This is a genomic window from Streptomyces sp. NPDC101490 (assembly GCF_044767145.1).
Classification (GTDB): Bacteria; Actinomycetota; Actinomycetes; order Streptomycetales; family Streptomycetaceae; genus Streptomyces.
In genome coordinates this window covers 92,727-116,354 of record NZ_JBIWNI010000018.1, presented here as the reverse complement: position 1 = coordinate 116,354, position 23,628 = coordinate 92,727, and the positions used below count along the sequence as shown (strand labels likewise).

Genomic DNA, 23,628 nt, shown 5'->3' with positions numbered 1-23,628 from the left:
GCGGGGCGCTCCGGACGTACCTACTTCTCCAGGCAGAACTCGTTGATCGGGTAACCCACATGACGGTCCGCCGTCGGCAGGTGCCCCAGGATGCGGTCGCCCGGCTTCAGCTCGGTGCTGTTGAGCACCGCGGCGCCGGGGCCCAGGACCCGCACGTGCCAGTCGTCCTGGAGGATCAGGTTGACCGTCTGCCCGCTGGGCGCGACCGCGTCGATCGAGATCAGCGGACGGGTCTCGATCTTCACCCGGCCGACGCTGACCGGGCGGGTGCGCCCGTCGACGTCGACCGCCAGGACCGAACTGCCCGCGTGCAGCTCGCTCAGGTAGTGGGTGCGGCCGTTCTGCCCCACGGTGTACGAGTGCAGGGCGCCCGCGTTCACCCGGAACGGACGGGTCGGCATGTACGGCAGCGGGTGGGTCTCGCTGACGCACAGGACCATGCCCTTGGAGTGGGAGCCCACCAGGATGCCCTCGTCCTTGCGGAAGTGGGTCGTGGTGTCGACGCAGGCGCGCTCGCCCATGCCGATGTGCGTGGTCGCCGTGACCGTCAGCTCGACCAGGGTGATCTCCCCGCCCCGGGCGGTGGCCGCCGTGCGCAGCGCCGTCGCGTCGCCGACCTTGCGGCCCCGCATCAGGACCCCGTCCGAGCCGTGCTCCAGGACGCCGTACAGGATCTCGGCCTCCTCGGTGTCGACGGCGGTCGTCACGATCGAGCCGGACGCGCCCGCCGCGGCCGCGATGACGATCTCCAGCGGGATCTTCGTCGGGTCGCGGAAGTCGAGGACGCTCCACGCCTCCAGACGCGCCGCCAGGCAGGCGTCCTCCAGGGTGTCGGCGTCGACGATCTCCACGTACCGGCCGAACCTCACGTCCGGGTGGGCGGCCTCCAGTGCGGCGCGGGCGTCGCGCGGGCCGGGGACGATCACGACGTCGGTCCCGCCGAGGTCGGCCGGGAGTTCCGTGGCGCCGCCCTCGAAGAGCAGGATCTTGCGGATGGTCGGGGGCAGACCGGCGAAGACCGCCGGGTCGGCGGCCACGATGCCGTCGATCTTCTGGTGCAGGGCCTCTTCGAGGACGGCGGCGGTGGCGTCGCCGGCCTCGCGGATGTCAAGCCAGCACAGTCTGGCGTCCGTCATGGTGCGGACCTCCTGTCAGTTCGTCGAGGTGCGAGTGGTCGAGCGAGGGGTCGTCGAGCGGCGTTCCGTCGAGGTGGTCGGGGGTGAGGCGTTCGCTGGAGAGCCTCTCCCGGCCGCCCGGCTCGCTGAACGGGCCCGTGGTGAAGTGCTGTTCGGGGAAGTGGTGCACGATCCGGGCGACCTTGGCCGCCAGCGCGCGCGGGTCCCTGGCCTGGAAGATGTTGCGGCCCATGGCCACCCCGCCCGCCCCTCCGGCGATGGCGTCCCTGACGTAGGCCAGGACGTCCTCCTCCTTCTCCAGGGCGGGTCCGCCGGCGACGAGCACCGGCACCGGGCAGGCGGCGGTCAGGTCGAGCATCTCCGCGGTGGATCCGAGGAAGACGGTCTTGACCAGGTCCGCGCCGAGGTCGGCGGCGATCGTCACGGCGTGCGCGACGACCGCCGGGTCCCGGGGGTCGTGGATCCTCGGTCCGCGCGGGTACACCATGGCGAGCAGCGGCAGGTTCCAGCGGTCGCAGGCGTCGGCGATCCGTCCGAGGTCGCCGATCTGCTGCCGCTCGTCGTCGGAGCCGAGGTTGACGTGGACGCTGACCGCGTCCGCGCCGAGGCGCAGGGCCTCCTCGACGCCCGCGACGACGTACTTGGCGTGCGGGTCGAGCGCCTGGCTGGTGCTCGCGTTGAGATGGATGATCAGCGACATCGCGGCGAACCGCTCCGGGCTGATGTGACGGACGCTGCCCTTGTGCACGACGACGGCGTCCGCGCCGCCCGCCGCGATCCGGGCCGCGAGCTGGTCGAGCGTGGTGCCCTTCGGCACCACGGGACCGTCGTGGATCGAGTGGTCGAGAGGGGTGATCATCAGGCCGGCCGTGCTGTGGCGGTAGAGCCGCCGTAGCCGCAGCGACCGGGCGAAGTGGCCGAATCCGGTCATGGGACGCCCTTTCTGGTTCGCGAGGAGGCGTGATCGGGCTGGTGACCCGGGCCGCGCGCGCGGACGGGGTCGGCCCGCGCGGTGGCTCCGCGCGGGGAGCTGGGGGCCGGGCCGTCCGCGCCGGAGGTGTCCGGGGCGTCGGGGTCCGGCGGCGACACGGAGCGCAGATAGGCGCGGTCCGGTTTGCCCGAGGGGGTGAGCGGGAGCTGCGGCCAGACCGAGACCCGGACCGGGGTGTGTTCCGGGGTCAGCGTCGAGGCCACGTAGCCGCGCAGGTCGCAGGAGGTGGTCCCGGCCCCCGAGTACAGCTCGACGGCCGCGTGCACCTGCTCCACCCAGTCGCGGTCGCGGACCCCGAACACGGTGGCCTGGCGCACCTGCGGATGGCGCGTCAGCACCTCCTCGATGGCCGCCGGGTCCAGCTTCAGACCGCCGTGCTTGATCACGTCGCCCACCCGGCCGTCGAGCCGGAGGTAGCCGTACCGGTCCCGGTGTCCCAGGTCTCCGGTGCACAGCCAGCCGTCGCGGAACACGGTGTGGGTGCGCTCCTCGTCGCCGAGGTACCCGGCGGTGACCGTGGGCGAGCTGATCCAGATCTCGCCGGTCACCCCCCGTTCCACCTGCGGGCCGCCGCCGGGGCCGCGGATCTCCACCCGCACCCAGGGGAACGGGCGGCCCGCCGAGCCGAGCAGTTCCGGCTCGCGGTGGTCCAGCGGGTTGAGGCTGCTGATGCCGCCCGCCTCCGTCGTCCCGTACACCTGGATGAGGACGTCGCCGAAGAGCTCGACGGCCCGTGCCACCCGCGCCGGGGCCGCCGGGGTGCCGCTGTACGTGATGCGGCGCAGCGACGACAGGTCGGTGAGCGGGGCGGCCGGGTGGTCCAGGAGCCGGTAGAGGTGCGGGACGGCCAGGTAGACGTCGGTCACCCGGTGCCGTTCGAAGGCGTCCAGGACCTCGCCCGCGTCGAACTCGTCGTGCAGGACGACCTGTCCGCCGCTCGCGAGGACCGCGTCGGCCATCGGCGCGGTGGTGTGGCTGATCGGTGTGACGGACAGCAGCGTCGCGGGTCCCCGGGGATCGAGGCCATGGGCGAGCCGTCCGACGAGTTCCTCACGTGTGTCGTACCGCTGGGCGACCATCTTCGGGCGGCCGGTGCTGCCGCTGGTGAACTCGACGGTCGCCAGGTCGCCGGGGCGGGGTTCGGGCAGCCGGTCGGGCAGCTCCGGGACCTCCGCGTCCCGGCGGGGGAGGGGCAGCACGGTCACGGCGGGGACGCGGCGGGCGAGCCACGCGCCGCGCTCGGCGCTCTCCTCGTCGACGAGGAGCACCGACGCCCCCAGGTCGGCCAGGAGCCGGGCCTGGGTGGCGACCGAGAAGGTCTCCGTGTCGGTGCGCGGGTTCATCGACCGGACGTACACGGAGGTGGCGCCCAGGAGGTGGACGGCGTACCGGGCGCCGAGCATCGAGGGCCGGTTGGGGCCGGTCAGCACGGCGACGGTGTCTCCGGGGCGGACGCCGCGGGAGTGCAGCAGGGCGGTGACGGCCCGTACCGAACCGGCGAGCCGGCCCGCGGTGACGGTCTCGTCGGCGTGGTGGACGACGACCCGCCCGGGGTCCTTCCCGAGTGCGTCGAGGATGCGGCGTACGTACATGGTTCCTCCTTTCCGGAGAGAGGGATTCGTGGTGGGGAATTCCGGTCCCGGTGCGGGATCCGGTTTCCGCCCTTTTCTGTTCCGTTCGGTTCCGTTCTGATCCGTACCGTTCCGTTCAGGAGACGCGTAGTTGCGCCATCATTCCCATCGCGCTGTGGTCGATCATGTGGCAGTGGTAGGGAAAGACCCCGCGGTGCGTGTCGAAGGTCAACTGGAGTTTCGCGGTCTGGCCGGGAAAGAGGAGGACGGTGTCCTTGAGGCCCGCCTCGGCCGGATAGACCGGCATTCCGTCCCGTTCGAGGATGCGGAACTGCACCAGGTGCGTATGGAAGTTGTGCGGGACGGTCGTGCTGGTGTTCTTGACCGTCCACACCTCGGTGGCGCCCCAGGCGACCTCGGTGTCGATCCGGTCGTGGTCGAAGGTCCGCTCGTTGATGTACGCCTGGTGGCCGGTGCCCGGCTCGTCCATCCGCAGTTCGAAGGTGCGCTCCACGGTGGGGGTGGGCAGCGGGGGCAGGGTGGTGAGGACGTCCGGCACCCGGCTCGTGTCGGGCACCTTCTCCTCCACGTCGAACCGCATGATCTGCCCGACGAGTTCGGTCGGTCCCGGGCCCAGCATGTTCGCCAGCGTGACCTGGGTGCCCGGCGCGTACCGCGAGAAGTCGATGACGAAGTCGGCCCGTTCGCCGGGGGAGAGGACGATCACCGGTGACGGCGCGGGCGCCGGGAGCAGCCCGCCGTCCGAGCCGACGTGGATGATGGGGCTGCCGTCGGAGAGCGCCATCACGAAGATCCGCAGGTTGCAGGAGTTGACCATCCGGAAGCGGTACTTGCGGGCCTTCACCTTCAGGTGCGGCCAGGGGGCGCCGTTGACCAGGATGGTGGTGCGGTTGAGGGCGTCGTCCATCGTGTAGACCATCCGGCCCGCCGCGTCGAAGTGCGCGTCCCGCAGGATCAGCGGCACCTCGTACGGCCCCGAGGGCAGTCCGAGCGCGTCCTCGGTGTCGTCGCCGAGGAGGTAGAGCCCGGACAGGCCCCGGTAGACGTGCTCGGACTCCATGTGGTGGGCGTGGTCGTGCGTCCACAGGGTGGCGCCCACCTGCCGGTTGGCGTACACGTACGTCTTCGACGCGCCCGGCTGGATCAGGTCCATCATCCCGCCGTCGTACTCCTGCGGGTTGTTCCCGCCGTGCAGATGGACCGAGGTCGGCACGGACAGGCCGTTGATCTGCCGCACCACGGCCGTGCGTCCGCTGCGGGCCCGGATCGTCGGGCCGGGGAAGGTGCCGTTGTACGTCAGGACCTCGGTCCGCAGGCCCGGCAGGATCTCCACCCGCGCCTTGCGCATGGTGACCGCGTAGTAGTCGGCCGACCGGGTCCGCCGGTAGGGCGCGAGGACGCGCGGCCGGGGCAGCGGGACGGAGAACGGGGTGACCGGCGGCGGGCCCGCCGGGGGCTCGGCGGCCACCGCCGGAGTGCCGGAGGTGAGGCTCTGGAACACCCCGCCGGCCGCGCCGACAGCGCCGACGGCACCGGCGGTGAGTCCGAGTCGTACCGCATGGCGGCGAGAGAACACAGCGGATTCCTAACGTGACGGTTTTCCGGGAACGGTGGTGAATTCGTTCTCCGAGCATGTGGGCGACCGGCCCGAACGCCGAGGGAGTTCACGCCGGTGCTTGCATGTGTCACGCGATCGATGACCTCGGTCATTCCGGCCGGTCGGCGCGGGAACGCGGGCCTCCGGAAATGACGGCCGTCATGGCGGAATGGCGTGTGTCACGGCGGGGAATGGCGTGCGTCACGGTACGGGGCGCGGCCCGTCACGTACCGCCCGGGAAATGTCACCGGTTCCGGCGGGCAGCGGCCGGGGCCGGGTCCCGCGCACGAGAGTGTTTCCCGGCGTCTGCCCTGCGTGCGGCGCCTTCCCGTCCGCCGGCCACCGGGCCGTACGGCCCCGGCGCCGGACCGTCATCCACGCGCATCCGGAGGCACCGTGCCGACCACGCAGACCCCACAGTCCCGCCCCGCCCCCACCGGGACCGGCCGCACCACGGACTCGACCGGCCCGACCGGCTCCAGTGGGCCCGCCGAGCCCGCCGGCTCCGCCGGGCCCACTGGCTCTACTGGCTCCACCGGGCCCGCTGGCTCTGCCGGTCCCACTGGATCCACAAGCCCCACCGGCTCTACTGGCTCCACCGGGCCCACCAGCTCCACCAGCCCCGCGCGGCCCCCGGCCGCCCCCGCCCCCACCCCCGCTCCCGCCGTGCCCGTGTTCACCGGTGGTACGCGGGTCGTCTTCTCCGACGGGGACGTCGCCACCCTCGCCGGGCCCGTCACCTCCCTCGCCCTCCGGCCCGTCCGGGGCGGCGTCCGCACCGCCCTGGAGCGTCTCGCCGCCGGGCCCGTACCCGCCGAGGAGCTGTACGAGGGCCTCCGGCCCGCCGAGCGCGCCCAGTTCGAGAAGGTCCTCGACCGGGCCCGGCACCTGCTGGCCCACGCCGTCCTCGACCCGGGCGACGGCCGCGAGCTCCTGCGCCTCGAACCGGTCGCCCGGGACTCCGCGTACCGTCCGGTCGCCGTGCCCGCCGACGCGACCGTCCGTCTCTCCCGCTTCGCCTTCTGCCGGACCCGCGCGGGCGCCCTCGTCCTGGAGTCGCCGCTCGTCAAGTTCCGCGCGGTCCTCACCGGCCCCGCCGCCCGCACCCTCGCCGCCGCCCTCGGCGAGCCCGGCACCCCCGCCCGGCTCGGCGCGGACGCCGGTCTCGACGGGCCCGCCACCACCGGCGTCCTCGGCCACCTCGTCGGCGCCGGATTCGCCGAACTCGCCGACGAACACGGCTCCTTCGCCTCCGACGACGAGCCCGTGCTGCGCCAGTGGGACTTCCACGACCTCCTCTTCCACTCGCGCGTCCGCTCCGGCCGCTACGACGACGTCTTCGGCGCCGTCTATCCGCACCGGGGGGCCGTCGAGCCCCGGCCGGCCGTCCGCCCGGTGCCCGAAGGGCCCGCCGTCCCCCTCCACCGGCCCACCCGTGAGGAGATCGCGGCGCACGACCCCTCCCTCACCACCGCCATCGAGACCCGCCGCTCCATCCGGGGCTACGGCGACCAGGAGATGACCGCCCGCCAGCTCGGCGAGTTCCTCTACCGGGTGGCCCGGGTCCGCGCCCACTACACGCCGGAACCCGGCGGCGACCGCGACGAGGTGGTCTCCCGCCCCTACCCGAGCGGCGGCCAGGGGTACGAGCTGGAGCTGTACGTCACCGTGCGCCGCTGCGCGGGCCTGGCGCCCGGCGTCTACTACTACGACCCCGTCGGCCACCGCCTCGTCCTGCGCAACGGGGACGAGGCGGCCAGGGAGTCCCTCTTCCACGTCGCCTCCCGGGCCACCGGGATGGAGGCGCGCCCCGACGTCCTCATCACGGTCACCGCCCGCTTCCAGCGCATGTCGTGGAAGTACCGGGCCATCGCCTACGCCACCACGCTCCGGCACACCGGTGTGCTCTACCAGACGATGTACCTGGTGGCGACGGCCCTCGGGCTCGCCCCCTGCGCCCTCGGCAACGGCGACGCGGACATGTCCGCCGAGCTGCTGGGCCTGGACTACCTCCAGGAGTCCTCCGTGGGCGACTTCCTGCTCGGCAGCAGGCGCCCGGACGACTCCGTCGCAGGTGAGCCGGGGGAGGGCTGGCGGATGCTCAACAGCCCCGAGTGGTCCCTGCCCGAGAACCCCTGACCATTCCGAAGTGACACCGGTTGTTCCGGGCGTGATAAACGTCAGGTGGTGCCGGGAAAGGCTGGTGCGGAAGAGAGCGGGTCAGCATTATTGGTGTTGCAGCCGAACGGTTGCGGAGAAGAATTCGGAAAGGAATTCAGAATGAGCATCGACGACATCAAGCAGGGCCAGGACGCGGACAAGGCCTTCGAGAACTTCGACGTCGACGAGCTGGAGACCCTCGAGGTCGCCCAGGGCGTGGCCCTGCCGGAGATGGGTGCCTCCAGCGGCTCGATCGGCACCTCCTCCTCCTCGTCCTCCACCTGCTCCGCCTGCTGAACCTCCCCCAACCGAAACGCTGAAAGGAAACACACCATGAGCATCGACGACATCAAGAACGGCGACGACGCGGCCTTCGACAACTTCGACGTCGCCGAGCTGGAGACCCTTGAGGTCGCCCAGGGCGTGGCGCTCCCGGAGATGGGTGCCTCCAGCGGCTCGATCGGCACCTCGTCGTCGTCCTCCTCCACCTGCTCGGCCTGCTGACCGGGCGACAGAGGCTGAACGCACGACGCACGAAGGATGCGACCGCCCGGCTCCGGCCGGGTGGCGCATCCTCGCGTGCGTTTCTTCGTATGACGTATGACGTATGACGTGTGGCGGGTGATGTGTGGGGTGTGACGGGTGCCCACGAGCGACGTGTGGCGGCCTGAGGCCTGTGGTGACGTCGGACAGGTGAGGTGGGGACCCCGCCGAGGGGAAGGTTTCAGCCGCGCAGGGCCACATGGAACGACGAGGCCCACAGCACGGCCGCCGCTCCCAGGCCCACCACCGCGCGGATCGTCTCCGCGCTGGTGCCGGCGGCCAGGACGACCAGGCCCACCACGGCGACCGCCGTCAGGAGGATCGCCGTCCACCGGTACTGCCCCTGGTCGAAGAGCCGGGCCAGCGGGAAGAAGTGCACCCCCACGACCAGGCAGATCCCGACCGGGATGAACTCCGGGTGCCCCGAGGCGTTCGACGCCGCGATCACCGCGAAGATCGCCACCACCTCGGCCGCGTTGACCAGGCCGACGCCCCGGTTCCACTTCTCCGGCAGCCGCACCAGTCGGGTCACCGGGCCCGCGGTGCCCCGGAAGGCCAGGACGACCGCCGCCGCGGTGACGGCCGCTGCGACGATCCCGACGGCCACGGACACGGGCACCGCCGCTATCCCCGAACCGCCCGCGAAGGCCCAGACGAGGGCGAAGACGGCGAGGACGATCGCGCCGCGACGGCGCAGATTCCGCGTGAGCGCCAGGCACTCGGCGTCGGTGGATTCCGTAGTCATGGCGCGGACCTTACAACGATCATCCGACCGGCTTGGCTACTTTCGGCCACTCAGGCCGACGGATGGCCGACCTGTTCCCGGCCGGTCCGGCAGAGGGTCGCCCGGTCCGGTCCCGGCCGGTCCGACCGAGGGACGGCCGACCCGTTCCCGGCCGGTCCGGCCGACGGACGCCCGACCCGGTCCCGGCCCGCGCGTCACGGATGAGATGACACATGTAAGGGCGGTCCCTTTTCCGCTACCGCCCCGCAATTCCCTCGCCCCATGATGGGGTCGAGCCCGCCGAGAGGCGAGGTCCGGAAAAGAAAAGCGAAGAGACACAGGACGTTGTTCTCGAATTCTCGGAAGGTGCGAAATCATGGGGGTTGAGGCGCTGGAGCGCACTGCCGTGAAGCCGGATTCCGACGGCCTGACGGGAGTGCGGCTGCACACCCGGATGCCGGTCACACCGGCCTGGCTGGCCCGGTACGTCGTACCGGTCGCCCGCGCGCTGAACGAGGCGGGCGCCCCCGCCGTCCAGCTGCGCCGCGGATGGCTCCACGGGCCGCACGTCGACATCCTCGCCCGGGACGCCGCCGGTGTCCCCGGCGGCGGCCCCGACTGGGACCGCGTCGCCCGCGACCTGACCGCGGGACCGCTCGACCCGCCCCGCGCCCTCACCGAGGAGACCTACCTCGACCAGGCCCGCGAGTTCGGGCGCCTGGAGGCCGTCCAGCCCCCGTACCTGCCGCTCCGCGAACACGGCGCCGTCGAACGGATCACCCCCGGCGACCGGCCCGGCGCCACCGTCCGCGACCCGCGCCTCGACCGCTTCCGCACCGTCGTCCACGGCGCCCTCACACCCGCCCTGCTCCGCACCGTCGACGACCTCGCGGGCGTCCCCGGCTCCGGCACGGTCCGCCTCGCCGAAGCCTTCGTCGCCCTCGCCGACACCCACACCCTCGGCCTCGGCTACGGCGTCTTCTCACCCCGCTCCCACGTCGAGGCCTTCCTCGCCTGGGCCGCGCCCACCAAGGACGTCCGGCCCGTCTTCCGGGACCGCCTCGCCAAGGACGCGCCCGCGCTCCGCCGGGTCGTCGAACAGCGGCTGAGCGGCGAGGTCTCCGCGACCGCCGCCGCCTGGCGCACCGGACTCGCCTACGGCGCCGGGGCGCTGGAGAGCGCGGTCGCCGCCGGGACCCTCACCCTCGGCCTCCTCGACGGCGCCACCGCGGACCTCGACCGCTCCGAGATGGGCCCGCCCGGGGCCACCACCACCGTCCCGCAGGGCGAGCAGCCGGACAGCGACTTCCACCGGACCGTCGGCGCGGCCGGAGTGACCTCCTCGCCCTCCCCGTGGTTCGCCTCCTTCCGCCTCCTGACGAACCTCTTCTACGAGCAGCTCCCGCTGCTCACCGTCTCCCCGATGCAGCGCTACTACACCTGCTTCGCCGTCGCCGAGACGGTCGACGAGGTCCTCGGCGTCTCCTGGCGCGAGCGCGTCGCCGCCCGCGCGCCGGGCGCCCCCGCCGGGGGCCCGAGCGCCGCCGCCCCCGCCCCGAGCGCCACCGCGCCGGGCACCGCCCCCGAGGGAGCCCTTCGATGACCGCCCCCGTGATCGGCACCCCGACGGACCTCCTCGGAGCCCCGGCGCCCGTGGCCGTACCCGTATCCCCCTCCATATCGACGCCCGGTCCCGTACCGGCCCCCGGTCCCGCGTCCGTACCGGCCCCCGCCCCCGCCGCCGCCGTGGAAGTGGCGGCGCCCGCCCCCGAGCCCCTCTGGTTCCTGCGGGTCAACCCGCTGCGCCGGGCCCGGCTCGCCGACGCCGAACTGCGCCGTCTGCTCGTCCTCGTCACCGCCTCCGAACAGGCCCTCGCCACCGCCGCCGCCAGCGCCTCCGACGAGCTGTACGAGCGGATCGGCGCCGCGGCCGACGACGACGCCGCACGACGCGAACTCATCGCCCTGCGCCGGTCCGTGCACAACGACAAGGCGCCGAAGAGGACCCCGGAGACCGCCGGCCCCGCGACCGGGGCATGGCTCGCCGCCCGCCGGGACCGCGACCACGCCCGCGCGGAACTCGTCGCCCGCTACCCCGACGCCGCCGAACGCGAACGGGGCGTCCTCGCCGGACTCCTCGGCGACCCCGACCTGCTGCGCTCCCTCGCGCTCGTCGCCCCCGAGGTCCACCAGGAGGCCGAGCGCTACCGCGCCGCCGTCCACGCCCCCGGCAAGGTCCCGGCCAGGTCCCGCAAGTCCGAGCGCGGACTCATCCAGTACGTCACCCGCGCCATGGTCCGCACCAGCCCCCTCGCCCGCTTCACCGCCGTCGGCATCGCCGAGCCCGACCCGGCCGCGCCGGGCCCCGACGAGACCGGGTTCCCCGGCGCCACCGCCTTCCCCGGACTCGACCGCGTGATGCTCAACTACGTCGTCGGCGGCCTGCCCGACCCCTCCGGCCTGCCCCTCGAACAGCTCTGGATCGGCCTCCCGCCCACCTCCGCACCCGACCCGGCCGCCGGGAAGCTCTTCTTCCTGAAGCCGGGACCTGAGGGGATGCGCCGCGCCGCCGTCTCCCTCGGCGGCCCCGCCGGAGACCTCCTCGACGCCGTCGGCATGGGCCCGCGCCCCTTCCCGTCCGTCGTCGCCCATGTCGCCCGGCGCTCCGGCCGCGCCCCCGGGGAAGCCGCCCAGGCCGTCCGGGGCGCCGTCGCCCAGGGCCTGCTCTGCACCTTCCACGAGGCCGAGGACGGCTCCACCGCCTACACGGAGCTGCTCACCCCGGACGACCCGCGCCCGGCCGTCCGGGAACTCACCGACCGCGTCAAGGCCGGACTGCCCGCCTTCACCGCCGCGCCCGCCGCCGCCCGTGGCGCCGCCCTCGCCGAACTCCGCGGCGCCCTCGGCGAACTCAGCCACGCCGCCGGCCGCCCCGCGCACGTCACCGTCGAGGAGGACTACGTGATGCCGCCGCTCAAGGTGGCCACGGAACCCTGGAAGGAATCCCTCAAGGACCTCGGCCCCGCCGTCGAACTCCTCACCGTCTTCGACTGGCTGCACGACGTCCGGGTCCTCATGACCGCCGCGTTCGTCGAACGCTTCGGCCCCGGCGCCAACGTGCCCCTCGCCGAACACGCCCCGTTCGTCGTCGGCGAGGTCTCCCGCCGCGCCGCCGCCATGGCCGCCGTCTACGGCCCCGACGGCCCCGGCGACCCCGCCGCGCTCAAGGGCATCGGCCCCGCCGACGGCTCCCTCGAACGGGTCTACGAGATCCGCCGCGAGGTCACCGAAGCCGTCCACGCCCTCATCGGACAGGCCGTCGCACGCGGCGACGACACCCTCCGCATCAGCCCCGCCGAGGTCGCCGGGCTCACCGCCGCCCTCCCCGAACGCTTCCGCCGCGACCCGCTGATCTACGGCGTCCTGCTCCAGCGCGGCGACGGCCACCTCGTCCTCAACGACGGCCTCCCCGGACACGGAATGCTCTACGCCCGCTTCCTCGACGCCGACCGGCGCCTCGGCGGCCGGGCGCTGCCCCGCCTCGCCGACCACGTACGCCGGGTGTACGGCCACGACGGGGCCCGCGTCACCGAGGACCTGGGCCTGCACCGGCTCAACGTCAACGCCCACGCCCCCGTCCTGCCCGGCGGCCTCACCCCCGACGACTGGTTCGGGCTGCGGCTCGCCCACGACCCGGAGACCGACTCCCTGCGCGTCGAGGACGCCGACGGCGCCCCGCTGCGGGTCCTCCCGCTCGGCACCGGCCACCCCGGCCTCTTCCCGCCGCCGCTCTCCGTCGCCTCCGGCCTCGCCATCAGCGGCCGGCTCTTCAACGCCCTCCCCAACAGCTGGCACGCCGCCACCCCCTGGGACCGGTCCGCCACCCGCACCGCGCCCCGGATGGCCGTCGGCGACGTCCTCATCGGCCGCCGCCGCTGGTACGGCGGAGAGGAACTGGGCACCGCCCTGGCCGCCGGACCCGAGGAGCACGAGCGGCTCCTCGCCCTCACCGCCTGGCGCGCCCGGCACGGCGTCCCCGAGGAGGTCGTCGTCAAGACGGTCCCCGAGGACGAGGGCCCGCTCTCCGTCGGAGCCCCCGACATCCAGTCCAAGAGGCTCCAGCAGAAGCCCCAGTACGTGGACCTGAGCAGCGCGCTCGGCGTCCGCGTCCTGCCCCGGATGCTGGAACGGCGCGGCGCCGACACCGGCGGCAGCTACCTGGAGGAGGCGCTGCCCGGCGTCGCCGACGGCACCCACGCCACCGAATGGGTCGTCGAGGTCGGCCGGGCCCCCGGCGGCCGTTTCACCTACCACCCCACGACCGCGGCAGAGGAGCGGTGACAATGCTCAGGACACGCCCCGACCTGCACTACGCGCCCGTACCCGGCGGCGTCTACTTCAGCGGCGCCCGCGCCCGGTTCGTGCTGCGCGGCTCCGAGGTGCTGCACGCCGTCGCCCAGGGCTGCGTCCCGCTCCTGGAGAACGGCACCGACGAGGACGCCCTCGTCGCCGGGATCGGCACCGAACGCGCCCGCCCCGCCGTCCGCCTCCTCGTCGACACGCTCCGCGAGAACGGACTGCTCCTCGACCCGGCCGCGCACACCGCGCCCGAGCCGTCCCCCGAGGTCCGGCGGGCCCACGCCGAGTCCCTGGCCCGGCTCGAAGGACTCCTCGACGACCCGTACGGGGCCTTCGCCCGGCTGCGGGCCGCGACCGTCCTCGTCACCGGCCCGGAGACCGCCGTCGGGCCCGCCGCCCGGGGACTGCGCAGGGCCGGGATCGGCACGGTCCTCACCACCCCCGACCCGGACCGCGCCCCCGACGCCGTCCTCGACATCCGGGAGGACGACCGGGAGGACGACCGGGCGGACGGTACGGGCCCCGGGGCCCGTGGCGCCCGGACGGGCCGGGAGGAGCACGAGGGCGCGGCGCCCGCCGCCCTCGTCGTCCCGGTGCGGCTCGGCGGCTCCGGCGTCACCCTCGTCGGACCCGCCGTCACCGCCACCGGACCGGACCGCGCCACCGCCTTCCGCGACCGGGCCCGCGCCTGGGCCGCCGCCGACGGCACCGGCCCCGCGTCCCGCCCGGTGGCGGACGCGCTCGCCGGAGCCCTCGGCGCCCAGCTCCTCGTGGACGCCCTCACCGGTACGGCGGCCCCCGGCGAGGCGCATGTGGTGCACGGGACGGACCTGGTCTCCGACCGGGTCACCGTCGAGGGAGCCCACCAGGCGGCCGCGCCCGGCCGACCCGGCTCCCTCTCCGACGCCCCCCGCCCGACCGGCGACGGCGCCTCTGTGCAGCCGACCGCCCCTGTACGGCCGCCCGGCGCCGACGCCTCCGTACGGCCGACGAGCGGCGACCCCGCCGGGCCCGTACGTCCGTCCGCCTCCGCACGGCCGACCGGTGACGGCACCACCGTTCCCGTACCGCCGACCGGCGGCCCCGCGCCCGTTCCCGTACCGCCGACCGGCGACGCCGTACCCGTACCCGCTCAAGGCGACGGTCCCGGTCCCGGGCTCCACACCCTCGCCGCCGCGCCCGCCGACCCCCGGCCCGAGCCGGACGAGGCGCGGGAGGCCGCCGCGCCGCTCGGCGCCCGCTGGACCGGGCCCGTCGCCCTCGGCGAGGGCGCCGACCTGCCCCAGATGCCGCTCGCCCTGCGCGCCGCCACCCCCCGCACCACCACCGGCGGCGCCACGACCACGGTCCTCGCCTGGGCCGCCCACCAGGAGACCGCCACCGTCGCGGCCTGCCTGGCGGCCCTGCGGACCCTCATCCCCGGGGCTCCCACCCCGGCGGCCGGTCCGCACGCCCACATCCCCGGGGCCCCCACCTCGGCGGCAGGGCTCACCAGGGAACACTGGCTCCTCGACGGCGCACTGCGCCTGCTCGCCCAGGAGACGGCACCCCCGGCGACGACCGTCACCCCGCACGTGCCGCCCGCGGCCCTCCCGGCGGGCGCTCCCGCCGGGGCCGCGGGCGGCGGGACGTGCGCCGCACCCGACCCCGAGGGACTGCGCGTCCTCGCGGGCCTGCGGACCCTCCTCACCGACGAACCCGCCGTGCGGCTGCTCGCCGTGCCCGGCCTGGACTGGCGGCTCGCCGAGGTCACCGCCCACGGCACCGTCCTCGGACGCGGCTGGGGCGCCGACGCGGCGGAAGCCGCCCGCACCGCCCTGTGCACCGCGCTCGCCCGCACCCAGACCACCGGCGCCGACGGAACCGTCGACCCGCTCTCCACCGACGCCCTGCTCTTCGCCGACCGCGCCACCCTGGACGCGCTCCGCGCCCAGCTGACCGCCCGCCCCGGCACCGGCTACCGGGGCGAGGCGACGCGGCACGACCCCGTCCTCGGCGAACTCCCCTTCTGGTACGGCCCCGTGGAGGCCCACGATGCCCACTGACACGCTCACCCGCGCCCCCGCCCTCGCGCTCGGTCCCGGCTTCGCCGCGCACCCCGCCGACGAGGACTGGCGGTCCGCGCTCGCCGCGCTCGACGAGCTGGCCGCCGCCCTCCCCGGGGTCACCGTCGCCGTCGACCGGGGCTGGCACCTCGACTGGGAGCGGGACCGCCTCGCCGGGGCCGCCGCCGAGGGCCTCGCCCACCTCTCCGTACGCCTGCGCGCCGACGAGGTCCTCGTCGGACCGCTCAGGACGCCCGGCACGGACGCGGGCTGCGCGGGCTGCGCCGAGGTCCGCGACCGGACCGTCCCCGACCACCCGCTGGCCGGGGACCTCCGGTACGCGACCGCCGCCCCCGGCCCCGGCGCGCCGCTCCTGCCCGAACTGCTCCGGGCGGCCCTGGCGCACCTGGCGGGACGGCCGCTCGGCCCCGGCGAACTGTTCGCGGTCTCGCCCGGCGGTCTGCGCCGCCACCGGATCGCCCGCAGCTTCCACTGCCCGCTGTGCGGCCCCGCGCACGACCGCCTGGACGGCACCACCACCCCGGCGCCGCTGACCCTGACCGGCCGGCCCGCCTTCCCCGGCGACCCGACCCGCACCGCCGCCAGCCGTCTCGTCGAACGCGGAGTGCTCCAGGAGCGCCTGGTCGACGACCGCTTCGGACCGGTCCGCGCGCTGCTGCGCGAGTCCCGCGCCCCCTTCGCGATGAGCATGGCCGTGGTGCCGGACGCCCCGGCGATGGGCCACGGCCGGGCCCGGACCTTCGCCGAGACCGGCCCGGTGGCGATCCTGGAGGCGTACGAGCGGCTCGCGGGCTTCCCGTACGACGTCCCCGTCCTCACCGGCCGCTCCTACGCGCAGGTTGCCGACCACGCCGTGGACCCCGCCGGGCTCGGGCAGTACACCGCCGAGCAACTCGCCCACCCCACCAGCCGGGCCACCCCCTTCGACGCGGACACCCCGATGGACTGGGTGTGGGGCCACGACCTCGCCGACGGGCGTCCGCTGCTCGTCCCCGCCGACCACGCCTTCTACCAGTACGAGTACAACCACCGCAGGGACCGCAGGGCCGCCCGGCTGGCCGGGACCCCCGGCCGCAAGCACTACTTCTACGAGTCGTCCAGCGGCTGCGCCGTCGGCGCCAACCTCGAAGAGGCCGCCCTGCACTCGCTGTTCGAACTGGCGGAGCGGGACGCGTTCCTGCTGTCCTGGCACCGGGCCGCGCCCCTGCCGGTCATCCCGAACGACTCCCTCACCGACCCCACCAGCCGGGCCATGATCGAGCTGATGGAGTCGCGCGGCTTCGACGTGCACCTGCTCGTCGCCACCCAGGACATCGGCCTGCCGGTCGTCTGGGTCCTCGCGGTGAACCGGCTCGCCCCCTTCCCCGCCACCTTCTCCTCGGCCGGTTCCGGCGCCGACCCGCAGTCCGCGATCAGGGGCGCCCTGCGCGAGGTCGCCCAGCTCGTCACCAACCCCGTCGACTGGACCCGGGAGACCGTCGAGCCGATGGTCGCGGACCCGTGGCTGGTCCAGGAGCTGGAGGACCACGTCCGCTTCTCGTCGCTGCCCGAGACCGCCGTCCGCGCCACCGCCGCCCTCGGCGGACCCCGGGTCACCCTCGAAGAGGCGTTCCCCGGCTGGCCCGGCCGGATGGACCGGGGCTCCGGCGGGGACGTGCGCGGCGCCCTCGACCTCGTGCGCGGGCTCTTCGCCGACGCCGGTCTCGACCGGATCGTCCTCGTCGACCAGACGAGCCGCGAGCACGCCGACGCGGGCATCCACGTGGCCCGCGCGGTCGTCCCCGGCATCGTCCCGATGTGCTTCGGCCACGCCCAGCAGCGGCTCGCCGGTCTGCCCCGGCTCACCGCCGCGCTGCGCGGCACCGGCCAGGAGCACCGGACGTTCCCCCTCGACCCCCACCCGTTCCCGTGACGGCACCCCCGGCGCGGGCGCGGGGCCTCGCGGCCCCGGAGCGGGACCAGGACCAGGACCCCGGGGCCCCTGCCCCGGCTTCGGCTTCGGACCAGACCGTCCCGGTCCCGGTCCCGGATCAGTCCGTTCGGGTCCGGGCTTCGGCCCAGGCTCTGCCGGTCCCGGTTCGGGCCCTCCGGTCCTCGGACCCGCTCCAGGCCCTTCCGGCCCCGGCTCGGGTCCAGGCTCCTCCGGCCCCGGCCCCGGCTCCGGCCTCCGACGCGGCCCCTCCCTCGACCCCGCCGCCCGCCCCGCGCGCGGCGGCGCCCCGGCGGGCCCCGGTGGACCTGCCGGGTCCGGACGGCGACAACAGCATCGCCCGCGAACCCCTCTGGTACGCGTACGGCGCCGGGGACGACGCCCCCGAGGCGCCCGCGTGGACCTGGGTCCCGCAGCCCCCGCCCGACACCCACGTCCCGCCCCCGTCCCCGCGCGGGGACGGCCCGCGCACCACCCTGCCGCTGGGCACCCACGACCGTCTCGCGGCCCTGCCGTACCCGGGCGCGGGCCCCGGCGGCGCGGTCGGACCGCACGGCCGCGTGACGGCTCACACCCCCGGCGACACCGCCGGATCCCTCGTGAGCGCGGCGGCCCACCCCCCCGGCGGCCCGGCAGCCGGACCACACGGCCGGACGTCGGCCCCTCGCCCCGGCGGCCCGGCGGCCGGGCCCCCCGCCGGGCCCCCGGCCGTCGTCCCCCTGGCCGAGCCGGTCGAGGTCCGCCTCGGCCGCGCCCTCGTGACCGCCTTCGGCCCGCAGCGCAGGGAGCCCGAGAACCCCTACAACGACCACCGGCCGTACGCCTCGCCGCGCTGTCTCTTCCCCGTCCACGCCTTCGTGGACGGGGGCGCGGACCAGCCGTGGCGGCTCCTGGAACCGGACCGGCACGCCCTCACCGGCACCCCGGAAGGGCCCGCCGGGAACATCGTCCTCACCGGCCGCTACACCAGCGTCCCGGCCGCGTACCAGTGGTTCCGGGGCTCCCTCGTCGCCCTCGAACTCGGCTTCACCCTGCGGGCGTTGAGCCTGGGCCTCGAACTCTTCGACGTGCCCGCGCGGCTGCGGCTGCCCGGTCCGGACGCCCACGCCCTGCTGCCCGCCCTGGGTCTCGACGACCCCTGGGCCTGGTCCCTGCCCCTCGTGGTGGAAGTGGACGCGGAGACGGACGCAGAGACGGACGCGGAAGCGGCCGGGGTCGGGGGCGATACGGAGCCCCTGCCGCCCCCGGCACTCCCGCTGCCCCCGCCGCCCCCGGCACTCCCACTACCCCCGGCGCTCCCGGCACTCCCGCCGCACGCCTCGCCGCTCCCCACCGACCCGCCCGGGCGTCTCACCCGTACCGACCCCGCGCTCGCCGAACTCATCCGCGTCAACCGGGGGCAGACGTACGGGAGTCCGCCGGTCCCGCTGACCACCGCCGTCCCCGCGGGACTCGGCCCCTCGGAGGCCGCGCCCGACTGGGCCGAACTGCTCTGGCGGCGCCACTCCGGACGGATGCCGCGCGCCCTGCACGGCATGACGGGTCGGCGCAGGGCGGTCCCCGCCGAAGCCCTCGACAGCGCCGCCCGCTGGCTCTCCGTACCCCCTCCCGGTCCCGAACTGGCTTCGGCGTTCGACCTGTTGACGGTCACGGCGGCCGTCCGGGGCGTCGAGGGGAGCACGGACGGCGTGCACCGGCTCCGGGACGGCACCGCGCACCTCGTGCGCGCCGCCCCGGACGTCCCCGCCCTCCTCGAGGAGCGGTACGGATACGGCGTCTCGCCCGTCAACGGCTGCGGCATCCGCCACGCCCCGCTCACCGTCTTCCTGTCGGTGCGCGTCCGGGAACTGTTCGAACGCCTCGGCACCCCGGGCTGGGGAGCCGTCCAGCACGCCGCCGGATGGGCCGCCCACGGGCTCTGCCTGTCGGCCGCCGCCTCCGGCCTCTTCGCCCGCCCCGTGCGGGCCTTCCAGGAGATCCCCACCCAGCGCGTCCTCGGCCTGGAACCCGACGGGATGATCGTCCTGTCCGTGGTCGTGGGAGTGCCGCAGGACACCGGCGGCGCGCTGCTCGACCTCAGGCTCTGAAGGAGCGACCCGTGACCCCGCCCCACCCCCCGAACGGAACCCTCACCCCGGCCCCGGCCGCCCCCGCGCCCGGGGCCGCCCCCGCCTCGGAACCGCGGACCGGATGGACCGCCTGGCACCTGCACCTCGGCACCACGGCCCGGTCGGCCCACGACCGGGCCGTCACCGATGTCATCGGGCCCACCGTCCGCGAACTCGCCCCCGGCACGCCGTGGTTCTTCATCCGCTACTGGCAGGCGGGCCCCCATCTGCGGCTGCGCGTCGGCGGACTCGACGAACCGGCGAAGGCCCGCGTCGAGGCCGCCCTCGCCGCCCGTCTCGCGGTGGCCGGTGCGCCCGCCCCCGGCGAGGAGCCGCTGGACCCGGCCGCCTATCGCAGCGGCGCCGAGCGGCTCGCCGCCGCGGGCGAGACCGGCGAGAACACCTCGGTGAAGGCCCTGCTGCCGCCCGGCGTCCACCGGGCCGCCTACGAGCCGGAGCACGACCGCTACGGCGGTACGGCCCTGATGCCCGCCGCCGAGTCCCTCTTCACCCTCTCCAGCTCCCTCGTGCTCGCCGCCCTGCCCCGGATCACCGGCGAGCGGCAGCGGGCCGGCCTCGCGCTGCGCGGCACCGTCGCGGTCGCCGCCGCCCTCGGGGACCCGGCCGAAGCCGCCTCCTACTACGCCCACGGGCTCGGCGCCTGGCGCGCCTGGGCCGCCGACGCGGGCCACCCGGCCGCCCTCCTCGACGCGCTCACCCGCGTCGAGGGCGAGGTCACGGTCGACCCGGCCGCCCACGGCCCCTTCACCGGCTGGCACGAGCGGATCGCCGCCCACGCGGACGAGATCCGGGCGCACTCCCCGGCCCACCCCGGCCTGGTCCTCTTCTCGCACGCGCACATGCTCCACAACCGGCTCGGTCTGAGCCTCCTGGAGGAGCTGCGCACCTACGCGGTCCTGGCCCACGCCTTCCCCGTACCGCACGGCACCGCCGCCCCCGTGGTGCCCGTCCCCTGACCCCCGCCCCCACGGGGAGTCACGAAAGGCCCGGCCGGTTTCCCCGGCCGGGCCTTTTCGTGGTGCTCGTGACGCGCCCGTCCTACTCGGGGCGCGGGTCCCAGCGGAAGCTGCGGACGGCGATCAGGGCGCCGACGACACCCCAGGCGGCGAGGACCGCGAGGTCCTTCCACTGGAAGCCGGAGCCCTCGACGAACAGCGCCAGCATGGCGTCGTTGAACGGCTTCACGGGCAGCAGGCCCGCGATCGTGTTGAGGAACTCCGCGTGGATCGGGAAGTAGCTGCCCGAGATGAAGACCAGCGGGAACTGGATGAACTGCACGACGGCCGGGGCCGCTTCGGAGTTCTTGATCAGCGAGGCCACGCCGACGCCGAGCGCGCAGAAGCTGGCCGCGCCGAGCACCAGGGTGAGCAGCACCGCGCCCCAGTTGGTGGGCAGGTCCACGCCGTACAGCGCGCCGATGCCGAAGACGAGGGCGACGTCCACGACGCTGACGACGACGCAGTGCACCAGCAGGCCCGCGAAGTACACCCAGGCGGGCAGCGGGGTGGCGTGCAGCCGCTTGAGGACCCCGGTCTGGCGGCGCATCGCGAGCACGATCGCCAGCTGGCCGTAGCAGGCGCCGAGGACGGACACGGCGGCGATCACCGGCGTGTAGTACTGCATCCCGGTCAGGCCGAAGAAGAAGTCCTCGCCCTGGCTGCCGCTGAACACGGCCCCGAAGATGCCGATGATGACGATCGGCAGCACGAAGGTGAACACCATCGACTGCGGATTGCGCCAGAACGACAGCTGCTCGTAACGGATCTGGTGGCCGAGGAGGGCCAGGGCGCTCCGCTCGCGCGGTGCCTCGCTCCGGCGCGCGGTGGCCGCCGGGGCGGTGTCGGCGGTCGGGGGGATCAGGGTGGTCATGAGCGGCTCCGTCCGGGTCGGCGGCCTCGTCCCGCAGGCGCCCGGTGCTCCCGGTCGGACGACGGCGAGGAGGCTTCCTGCTGTACGTACTCGCTGGTCAGGCTCAGATAGACGTCTTCGAGGGTGGGCTGTTCGACGGTCAGCCGCTCCAGCGGGGTGCCCCGGTCGAGCGCCCAGCCGGTCAGCCGGTGCAGCGCCGCCGTCGGCTCGGTCGTCTCGGCCGTGACCAGGCCGTCCTCGACGTCGCTCACGGCCAGCGGTACGTCGGCGAGCGCGGCGCCCGGCGGCAGCGCGAACCGGACGCGGGTCCTGGCGCTGTCCCGTCCGCCGAGGGTGTCCGGGGTGCCCGAGGCCACGATCCGGCCCTCGGCGATGACCACGACCGAGTCGGCGAGGGCCTGTGCCTCGTCCATGTAGTGGGTGGTGAGGACGATGGTGGTGCCGTCGTCGCGCAGGTTGCGCACGACGTCCCAGGCGCCGCGCCGGGCGTTCGGGTCGAAGCCGGTGGTCGGCTCGTCCAGGAACAGCAGCCTCGGGCGGCCGACGACGCCGAGCGCCAGGTCGAGTCGGCGCTTCTGGCCGCCGGACAGGTCCTTGACCTTGGCGCCCTTCTTCTCGTGCAGGCCGACGAGGTCGAGGAGTTCGTCGACGTTCCGCGGGTCCGGGTAGTACCCGGCGTTGCGGGCCACGGTCTCGCGCACCGACAGGTACGGCTCGACGGCGATGTCCTGGAGGACCAGCCCGACCTGGCCGCGCAGCCACTGCCCGTCGGCCTTGACGCCGGGGTCGCGCCCGAGGACCTCGACGCGTCCGCCGTCGCGGTCGCGGAAGCCCTCCAGGATCTCCAGGGTGGTGGTCTTGCCCGCGCCGTTCGGCCCGAGCAGGGCGAAGATCTCGCCCTCGGCGACGGTGAAGTCGACGCCGCGCACGGCCTCGTGGTCGCCGTACCGCTTCTGCAGGCCTTCCACGGCCACCGCGGCGGTCACCGCGGTCCCTCGGCTCGTGTCACTGTGTGCTCCCGGTGTGGTGGTGGGACGTCGTGGGGTCGCCGCCCGCGGACGGACTCCGGGGCGCGGCCTCGACGTTAGGCGCGGGACGGGGGCCCCGGACGGGCGCGCGGGGCGGCGGTGACGGACGTCATGGAAGCCGCGACAGTTGTCAGCGCGGCCCGTGACCCGCGTTGCCGGGGGCCCGGGGCCGCCCCATGCTCGGGATGCGGCGGACGGCCGGGCGGCGGGGCACCGCGCCCGGCGACGCCGGAGGTGCCGACACGGCAGCGACGCGGAAGGCGGTCTCAAAGGTGCGGTTCGGGGATCTGGACGAGTGGGGGACGGAGGAGCGGCCGCACGTCTCGGTGGTCGGCGCCGGTATCGGCGGCCTGACGCTGGCCGGTGCGCTCTCCTCCCTGGGTGTTCCGTACACGGTGTACGAGCAGACGCGGCGGCTCGCGGAGGTGGGCGCGGGCGTCCAGCTCTCGCCCAACGCGGTACGGCCGCTGCTGCGGCTCGGTCTCGGCCGGCTGCTGCGCGAGCGGGCCGTGGCGATCGACGCCATGGAGGTACGGGGCTGGAGCGGGCGGCCGATCGCCCGGACGCCCCTGGGCGCGGAGTGCGAGCGGATGTTCGGGGCCCCGTACTACACGGTGCACCGGGCGCACCTCCACGACGCCCTGCTCTCGCTGGTCGACGCGGGCAGCCTCAGGCTCGGCGAGCGGCTGAGCGGGGCGCGGGAGACCCCGGAGGGCCCCGACGGCGTCCGGCTGACCTTCGAGGACGGCACGGTCCGCGGGGCGGACCTGGTCGTCGGCGCCGACGGCATCCACTCCACGGTCCGTGAGGCGTTCCGGCGCGACGCGCCGGAGTTCGCCGGGCTCGGCATCTACCGGGGCCTTGTCCCGGTCGACCGGCTGCCGGACGCGGCCCGCGCGCCTCTGGTGCGCCTCTGGCTCGGTCCGGGCGGGCACTTCGTGTGCTATCCGGTCGCGGCGGGGGAGTACCTGAGCTTCGCGGCGACCGTGCCGATGGCCGCCTCGCCGGGCGAGTCCTGGTCGGTGAAGGGTGACCCGGAGGAGCTGCGGCGGGTGTTCGGCGGCTGGACGGGTCTGGTCGCCGACGTCGTCGGCGCGGTGGAGTCGACCCTCCAGTGGGCGCTGCACGACCGTCCGCCGCTGGACGTGTGGTCCTCGCGGCGGATGACGCTCCTCGGCGACGCGGCGCACCCGATGCTGCCGTTCATGGCGCAGGGCGCGAACCAGGCGGTGGAGGACGCGATGGACCTGGCGGCCTGTCTGGCAGATCCAGGGACGGCGACGACCGGGGCGCGGCTGGACCGCTACCAGGCGCTGCGGATCCCGCGCACGGCGGAGATCCAGCGCGGTTCGCGGGGCAACGCGGGCATCCTGCACCTGCCGGACGGTCCGGCGCAGCGGCGCAGGGACGCCCGGATGGCGGTGCACGCGGCGCTGCGCGACCGGGCGACGCTGTACGCGCACGAGACGGGCCGGAGCGTGGTGCCGCTCCCGGTGTGACGGCC

At 75.1% G+C, this 23,628-nt stretch carries 17 protein-coding genes; 10 read left to right on the top strand and 7 right to left on the bottom strand.

The features are described from left to right. Positions 1-20: 20 nt before the first annotated feature. The 4 genes from ACIRQY_RS26835 to ACIRQY_RS26820 form a co-directional block, all read right to left on the bottom strand. Complete coding sequence (locus tag ACIRQY_RS26835) at positions 21-1,136, bottom strand: 3-dehydroquinate synthase II family protein (RefSeq protein WP_403930167.1); 1,116 nt, start codon at positions 1,134-1,136, stop codon at positions 21-23. Next, the gene (locus ACIRQY_RS26830) at positions 1,108-2,067 is read right to left on the bottom strand and encodes a 2-amino-3,7-dideoxy-D-threo-hept-6-ulosonate synthase (RefSeq protein WP_403930164.1); all 960 of its coding nucleotides are present in this window, start codon (positions 2,065-2,067) and stop codon (positions 1,108-1,110) included. Before ACIRQY_RS26830 ends, ACIRQY_RS26835 begins: the two co-directional genes overlap by 29 nt. Further along, positions 2,064-3,719, bottom strand: a complete 1,656-nt coding sequence (locus tag ACIRQY_RS26825; RefSeq protein WP_351788462.1) for an AMP-binding protein — start codon at positions 3,717-3,719, stop codon at positions 2,064-2,066. Before ACIRQY_RS26825 ends, ACIRQY_RS26830 begins: the two co-directional genes overlap by 4 nt. Positions 3,720-3,834: 115 nt before the next feature. Beyond that, on the bottom strand, positions 3,835-5,295 hold the full coding sequence (locus ACIRQY_RS26820) for a multicopper oxidase family protein (protein ID WP_403930161.1): 1,461 nt from the start codon (positions 5,293-5,295) through the stop codon (positions 3,835-3,837). A 687-nt stretch (positions 5,296-5,982) separates the two neighbouring features. Between ACIRQY_RS26820 and ACIRQY_RS26815 the strand changes: the two genes are divergently transcribed. The 3 genes from ACIRQY_RS26815 (at position 5,983) to ACIRQY_RS26805 (ending at position 7,980) form a co-directional block, all read left to right on the top strand. Further along, positions 5,983-7,455 carry a SagB family peptide dehydrogenase gene (locus ACIRQY_RS26815; protein ID WP_403930158.1) on the top strand — a complete coding sequence of 491 codons (1,473 nt, stop codon included), beginning with the start codon at positions 5,983-5,985 and terminating at the stop codon, positions 7,453-7,455. A gap of 141 nt (positions 7,456-7,596) precedes the next feature. Continuing rightward, positions 7,597-7,773 (top strand): thiazolylpeptide-type bacteriocin, encoded by a 177-nt coding sequence (locus ACIRQY_RS26810; protein WP_073912617.1) that lies wholly within the window; start codon positions 7,597-7,599, stop codon positions 7,771-7,773. Between the two features lie 36 nt (positions 7,774-7,809). Continuing rightward, the gene (locus ACIRQY_RS26805; RefSeq protein ID WP_015036315.1) at positions 7,810-7,980 is read left to right on the top strand and encodes a thiazolylpeptide-type bacteriocin; all 171 of its coding nucleotides are present in this window, start codon (positions 7,810-7,812) and stop codon (positions 7,978-7,980) included. A gap of 220 nt (positions 7,981-8,200) precedes the next feature. Here ACIRQY_RS26805 and ACIRQY_RS26800 read toward each other — a convergent pair whose 3' ends face one another. Next, positions 8,201-8,764 carry a hypothetical protein gene (locus ACIRQY_RS26800; RefSeq protein WP_351788471.1) on the bottom strand — a complete coding sequence of 188 codons (564 nt, stop codon included), beginning with the start codon at positions 8,762-8,764 and terminating at the stop codon, positions 8,201-8,203. Positions 8,765-9,119: 355 nt separating this feature from the next. On the opposite strand from ACIRQY_RS26800, the gene ACIRQY_RS26795 reads away from it, so the two are divergent. From ACIRQY_RS26795 to ACIRQY_RS26770, 6 genes are all read left to right on the top strand, one after another. Next, complete coding sequence (locus tag ACIRQY_RS26795; RefSeq protein ID WP_403930154.1) at positions 9,120-10,346, top strand: hypothetical protein; 1,227 nt, start codon at positions 9,120-9,122, stop codon at positions 10,344-10,346. Continuing rightward, positions 10,343-13,084, top strand: coding sequence for a lantibiotic dehydratase (locus tag ACIRQY_RS26790; protein WP_403930152.1), 2,742 nt, complete (start codon positions 10,343-10,345; stop codon positions 13,082-13,084). The genes ACIRQY_RS26795 and ACIRQY_RS26790 overlap by 4 nt, the downstream gene beginning before the upstream one ends. Positions 13,085-13,086: 2 nt before the next feature. Next, a complete protein-coding gene (locus ACIRQY_RS26785) occupies positions 13,087-15,147 on the top strand; it encodes a hypothetical protein (RefSeq protein WP_403930150.1) in 2,061 nt (686 codons plus the stop codon). After that, the gene (locus tag ACIRQY_RS26780; RefSeq protein WP_403930146.1) at positions 15,137-17,080 is read left to right on the top strand and encodes a TOMM precursor leader peptide-binding protein; all 1,944 of its coding nucleotides are present in this window, start codon (positions 15,137-15,139) and stop codon (positions 17,078-17,080) included. The genes ACIRQY_RS26785 and ACIRQY_RS26780 overlap by 11 nt, the downstream gene beginning before the upstream one ends. A 320-nt stretch (positions 17,081-17,400) precedes the next feature. Continuing rightward, positions 17,401-19,185, top strand: a complete 1,785-nt coding sequence (locus ACIRQY_RS26775) for a hypothetical protein (RefSeq protein ID WP_403930143.1) — start codon at positions 17,401-17,403, stop codon at positions 19,183-19,185. A gap of 11 nt (positions 19,186-19,196) precedes the next feature. Then, positions 19,197-20,183, top strand: coding sequence for a thiopeptide-type bacteriocin biosynthesis protein (locus ACIRQY_RS26770; protein WP_403930141.1), 987 nt, complete (start codon positions 19,197-19,199; stop codon positions 20,181-20,183). Positions 20,184-20,265: 82 nt separating this feature from the next. On the opposite strand, the gene ACIRQY_RS26765 is transcribed toward ACIRQY_RS26770, so the two are convergent. Together ACIRQY_RS26765 and ACIRQY_RS26760 are read right to left on the bottom strand one after the other, a co-directional pair. After that, on the bottom strand, positions 20,266-21,096 hold the full coding sequence (locus tag ACIRQY_RS26765) for an ABC transporter permease (protein ID WP_351788490.1): 831 nt from the start codon (positions 21,094-21,096) through the stop codon (positions 20,266-20,268). Then, on the bottom strand, positions 21,093-22,082 hold the full coding sequence (locus ACIRQY_RS26760; protein ID WP_403930137.1) for an ABC transporter ATP-binding protein: 990 nt from the start codon (positions 22,080-22,082) through the stop codon (positions 21,093-21,095). The genes ACIRQY_RS26765 and ACIRQY_RS26760 overlap by 4 nt, the downstream gene beginning before the upstream one ends. 218 nt (positions 22,083-22,300) lie before the next feature. On the opposite strand from ACIRQY_RS26760, the gene ACIRQY_RS26755 reads away from it, so the two are divergent. After that, positions 22,301-23,623, top strand: a complete 1,323-nt coding sequence (locus ACIRQY_RS26755; protein WP_403930134.1) for an FAD-dependent monooxygenase — start codon at positions 22,301-22,303, stop codon at positions 23,621-23,623. Positions 23,624-23,628: the final 5 nt, after the last annotated feature.

Bases quoted from the DNA above. Each gene is read 5' to 3' on its own strand.
- ACIRQY_RS26785 (WP_403930150.1), top strand. From the start codon at position 13,087: ATGCTCAGGACACGCCCCGACCTGCACTACGCGCCCGTACCCGGCGGC.
- ACIRQY_RS26830 (WP_403930164.1), bottom strand. From the start codon at position 2,067: ATGACCGGATTCGGCCACTTCGCCCGGTCGCTGCGGCTACGGCGGCTC.
- ACIRQY_RS26800 (WP_351788471.1), bottom strand. From the start codon at position 8,764: ATGACTACGGAATCCACCGACGCCGAGTGCCTGGCGCTCACGCGGAAT.
- ACIRQY_RS26795 (WP_403930154.1), top strand. From the start codon at position 9,120: ATGGGGGTTGAGGCGCTGGAGCGCACTGCCGTGAAGCCGGATTCCGAC.
- ACIRQY_RS26780 (WP_403930146.1), top strand. From the start codon at position 15,137: ATGCCCACTGACACGCTCACCCGCGCCCCCGCCCTCGCGCTCGGTCCC.
- ACIRQY_RS26805 (WP_015036315.1), top strand. From the start codon at position 7,810: ATGAGCATCGACGACATCAAGAACGGCGACGACGCGGCCTTCGACAAC.
- ACIRQY_RS26755 (WP_403930134.1), top strand. From the start codon at position 22,301: ATGCTCGGGATGCGGCGGACGGCCGGGCGGCGGGGCACCGCGCCCGGC.
- ACIRQY_RS26810 (WP_073912617.1), top strand. From the start codon at position 7,597: ATGAGCATCGACGACATCAAGCAGGGCCAGGACGCGGACAAGGCCTTC.
- ACIRQY_RS26825 (WP_351788462.1), bottom strand. From the start codon at position 3,719: ATGTACGTACGCCGCATCCTCGACGCACTCGGGAAGGACCCCGGGCGG.
- ACIRQY_RS26765 (WP_351788490.1), bottom strand. From the start codon at position 21,096: ATGACCACCCTGATCCCCCCGACCGCCGACACCGCCCCGGCGGCCACC.
- ACIRQY_RS26835 (WP_403930167.1), bottom strand. From the start codon at position 1,136: ATGACGGACGCCAGACTGTGCTGGCTTGACATCCGCGAGGCCGGCGAC.
- ACIRQY_RS26790 (WP_403930152.1), top strand. From the start codon at position 10,343: ATGACCGCCCCCGTGATCGGCACCCCGACGGACCTCCTCGGAGCCCCG.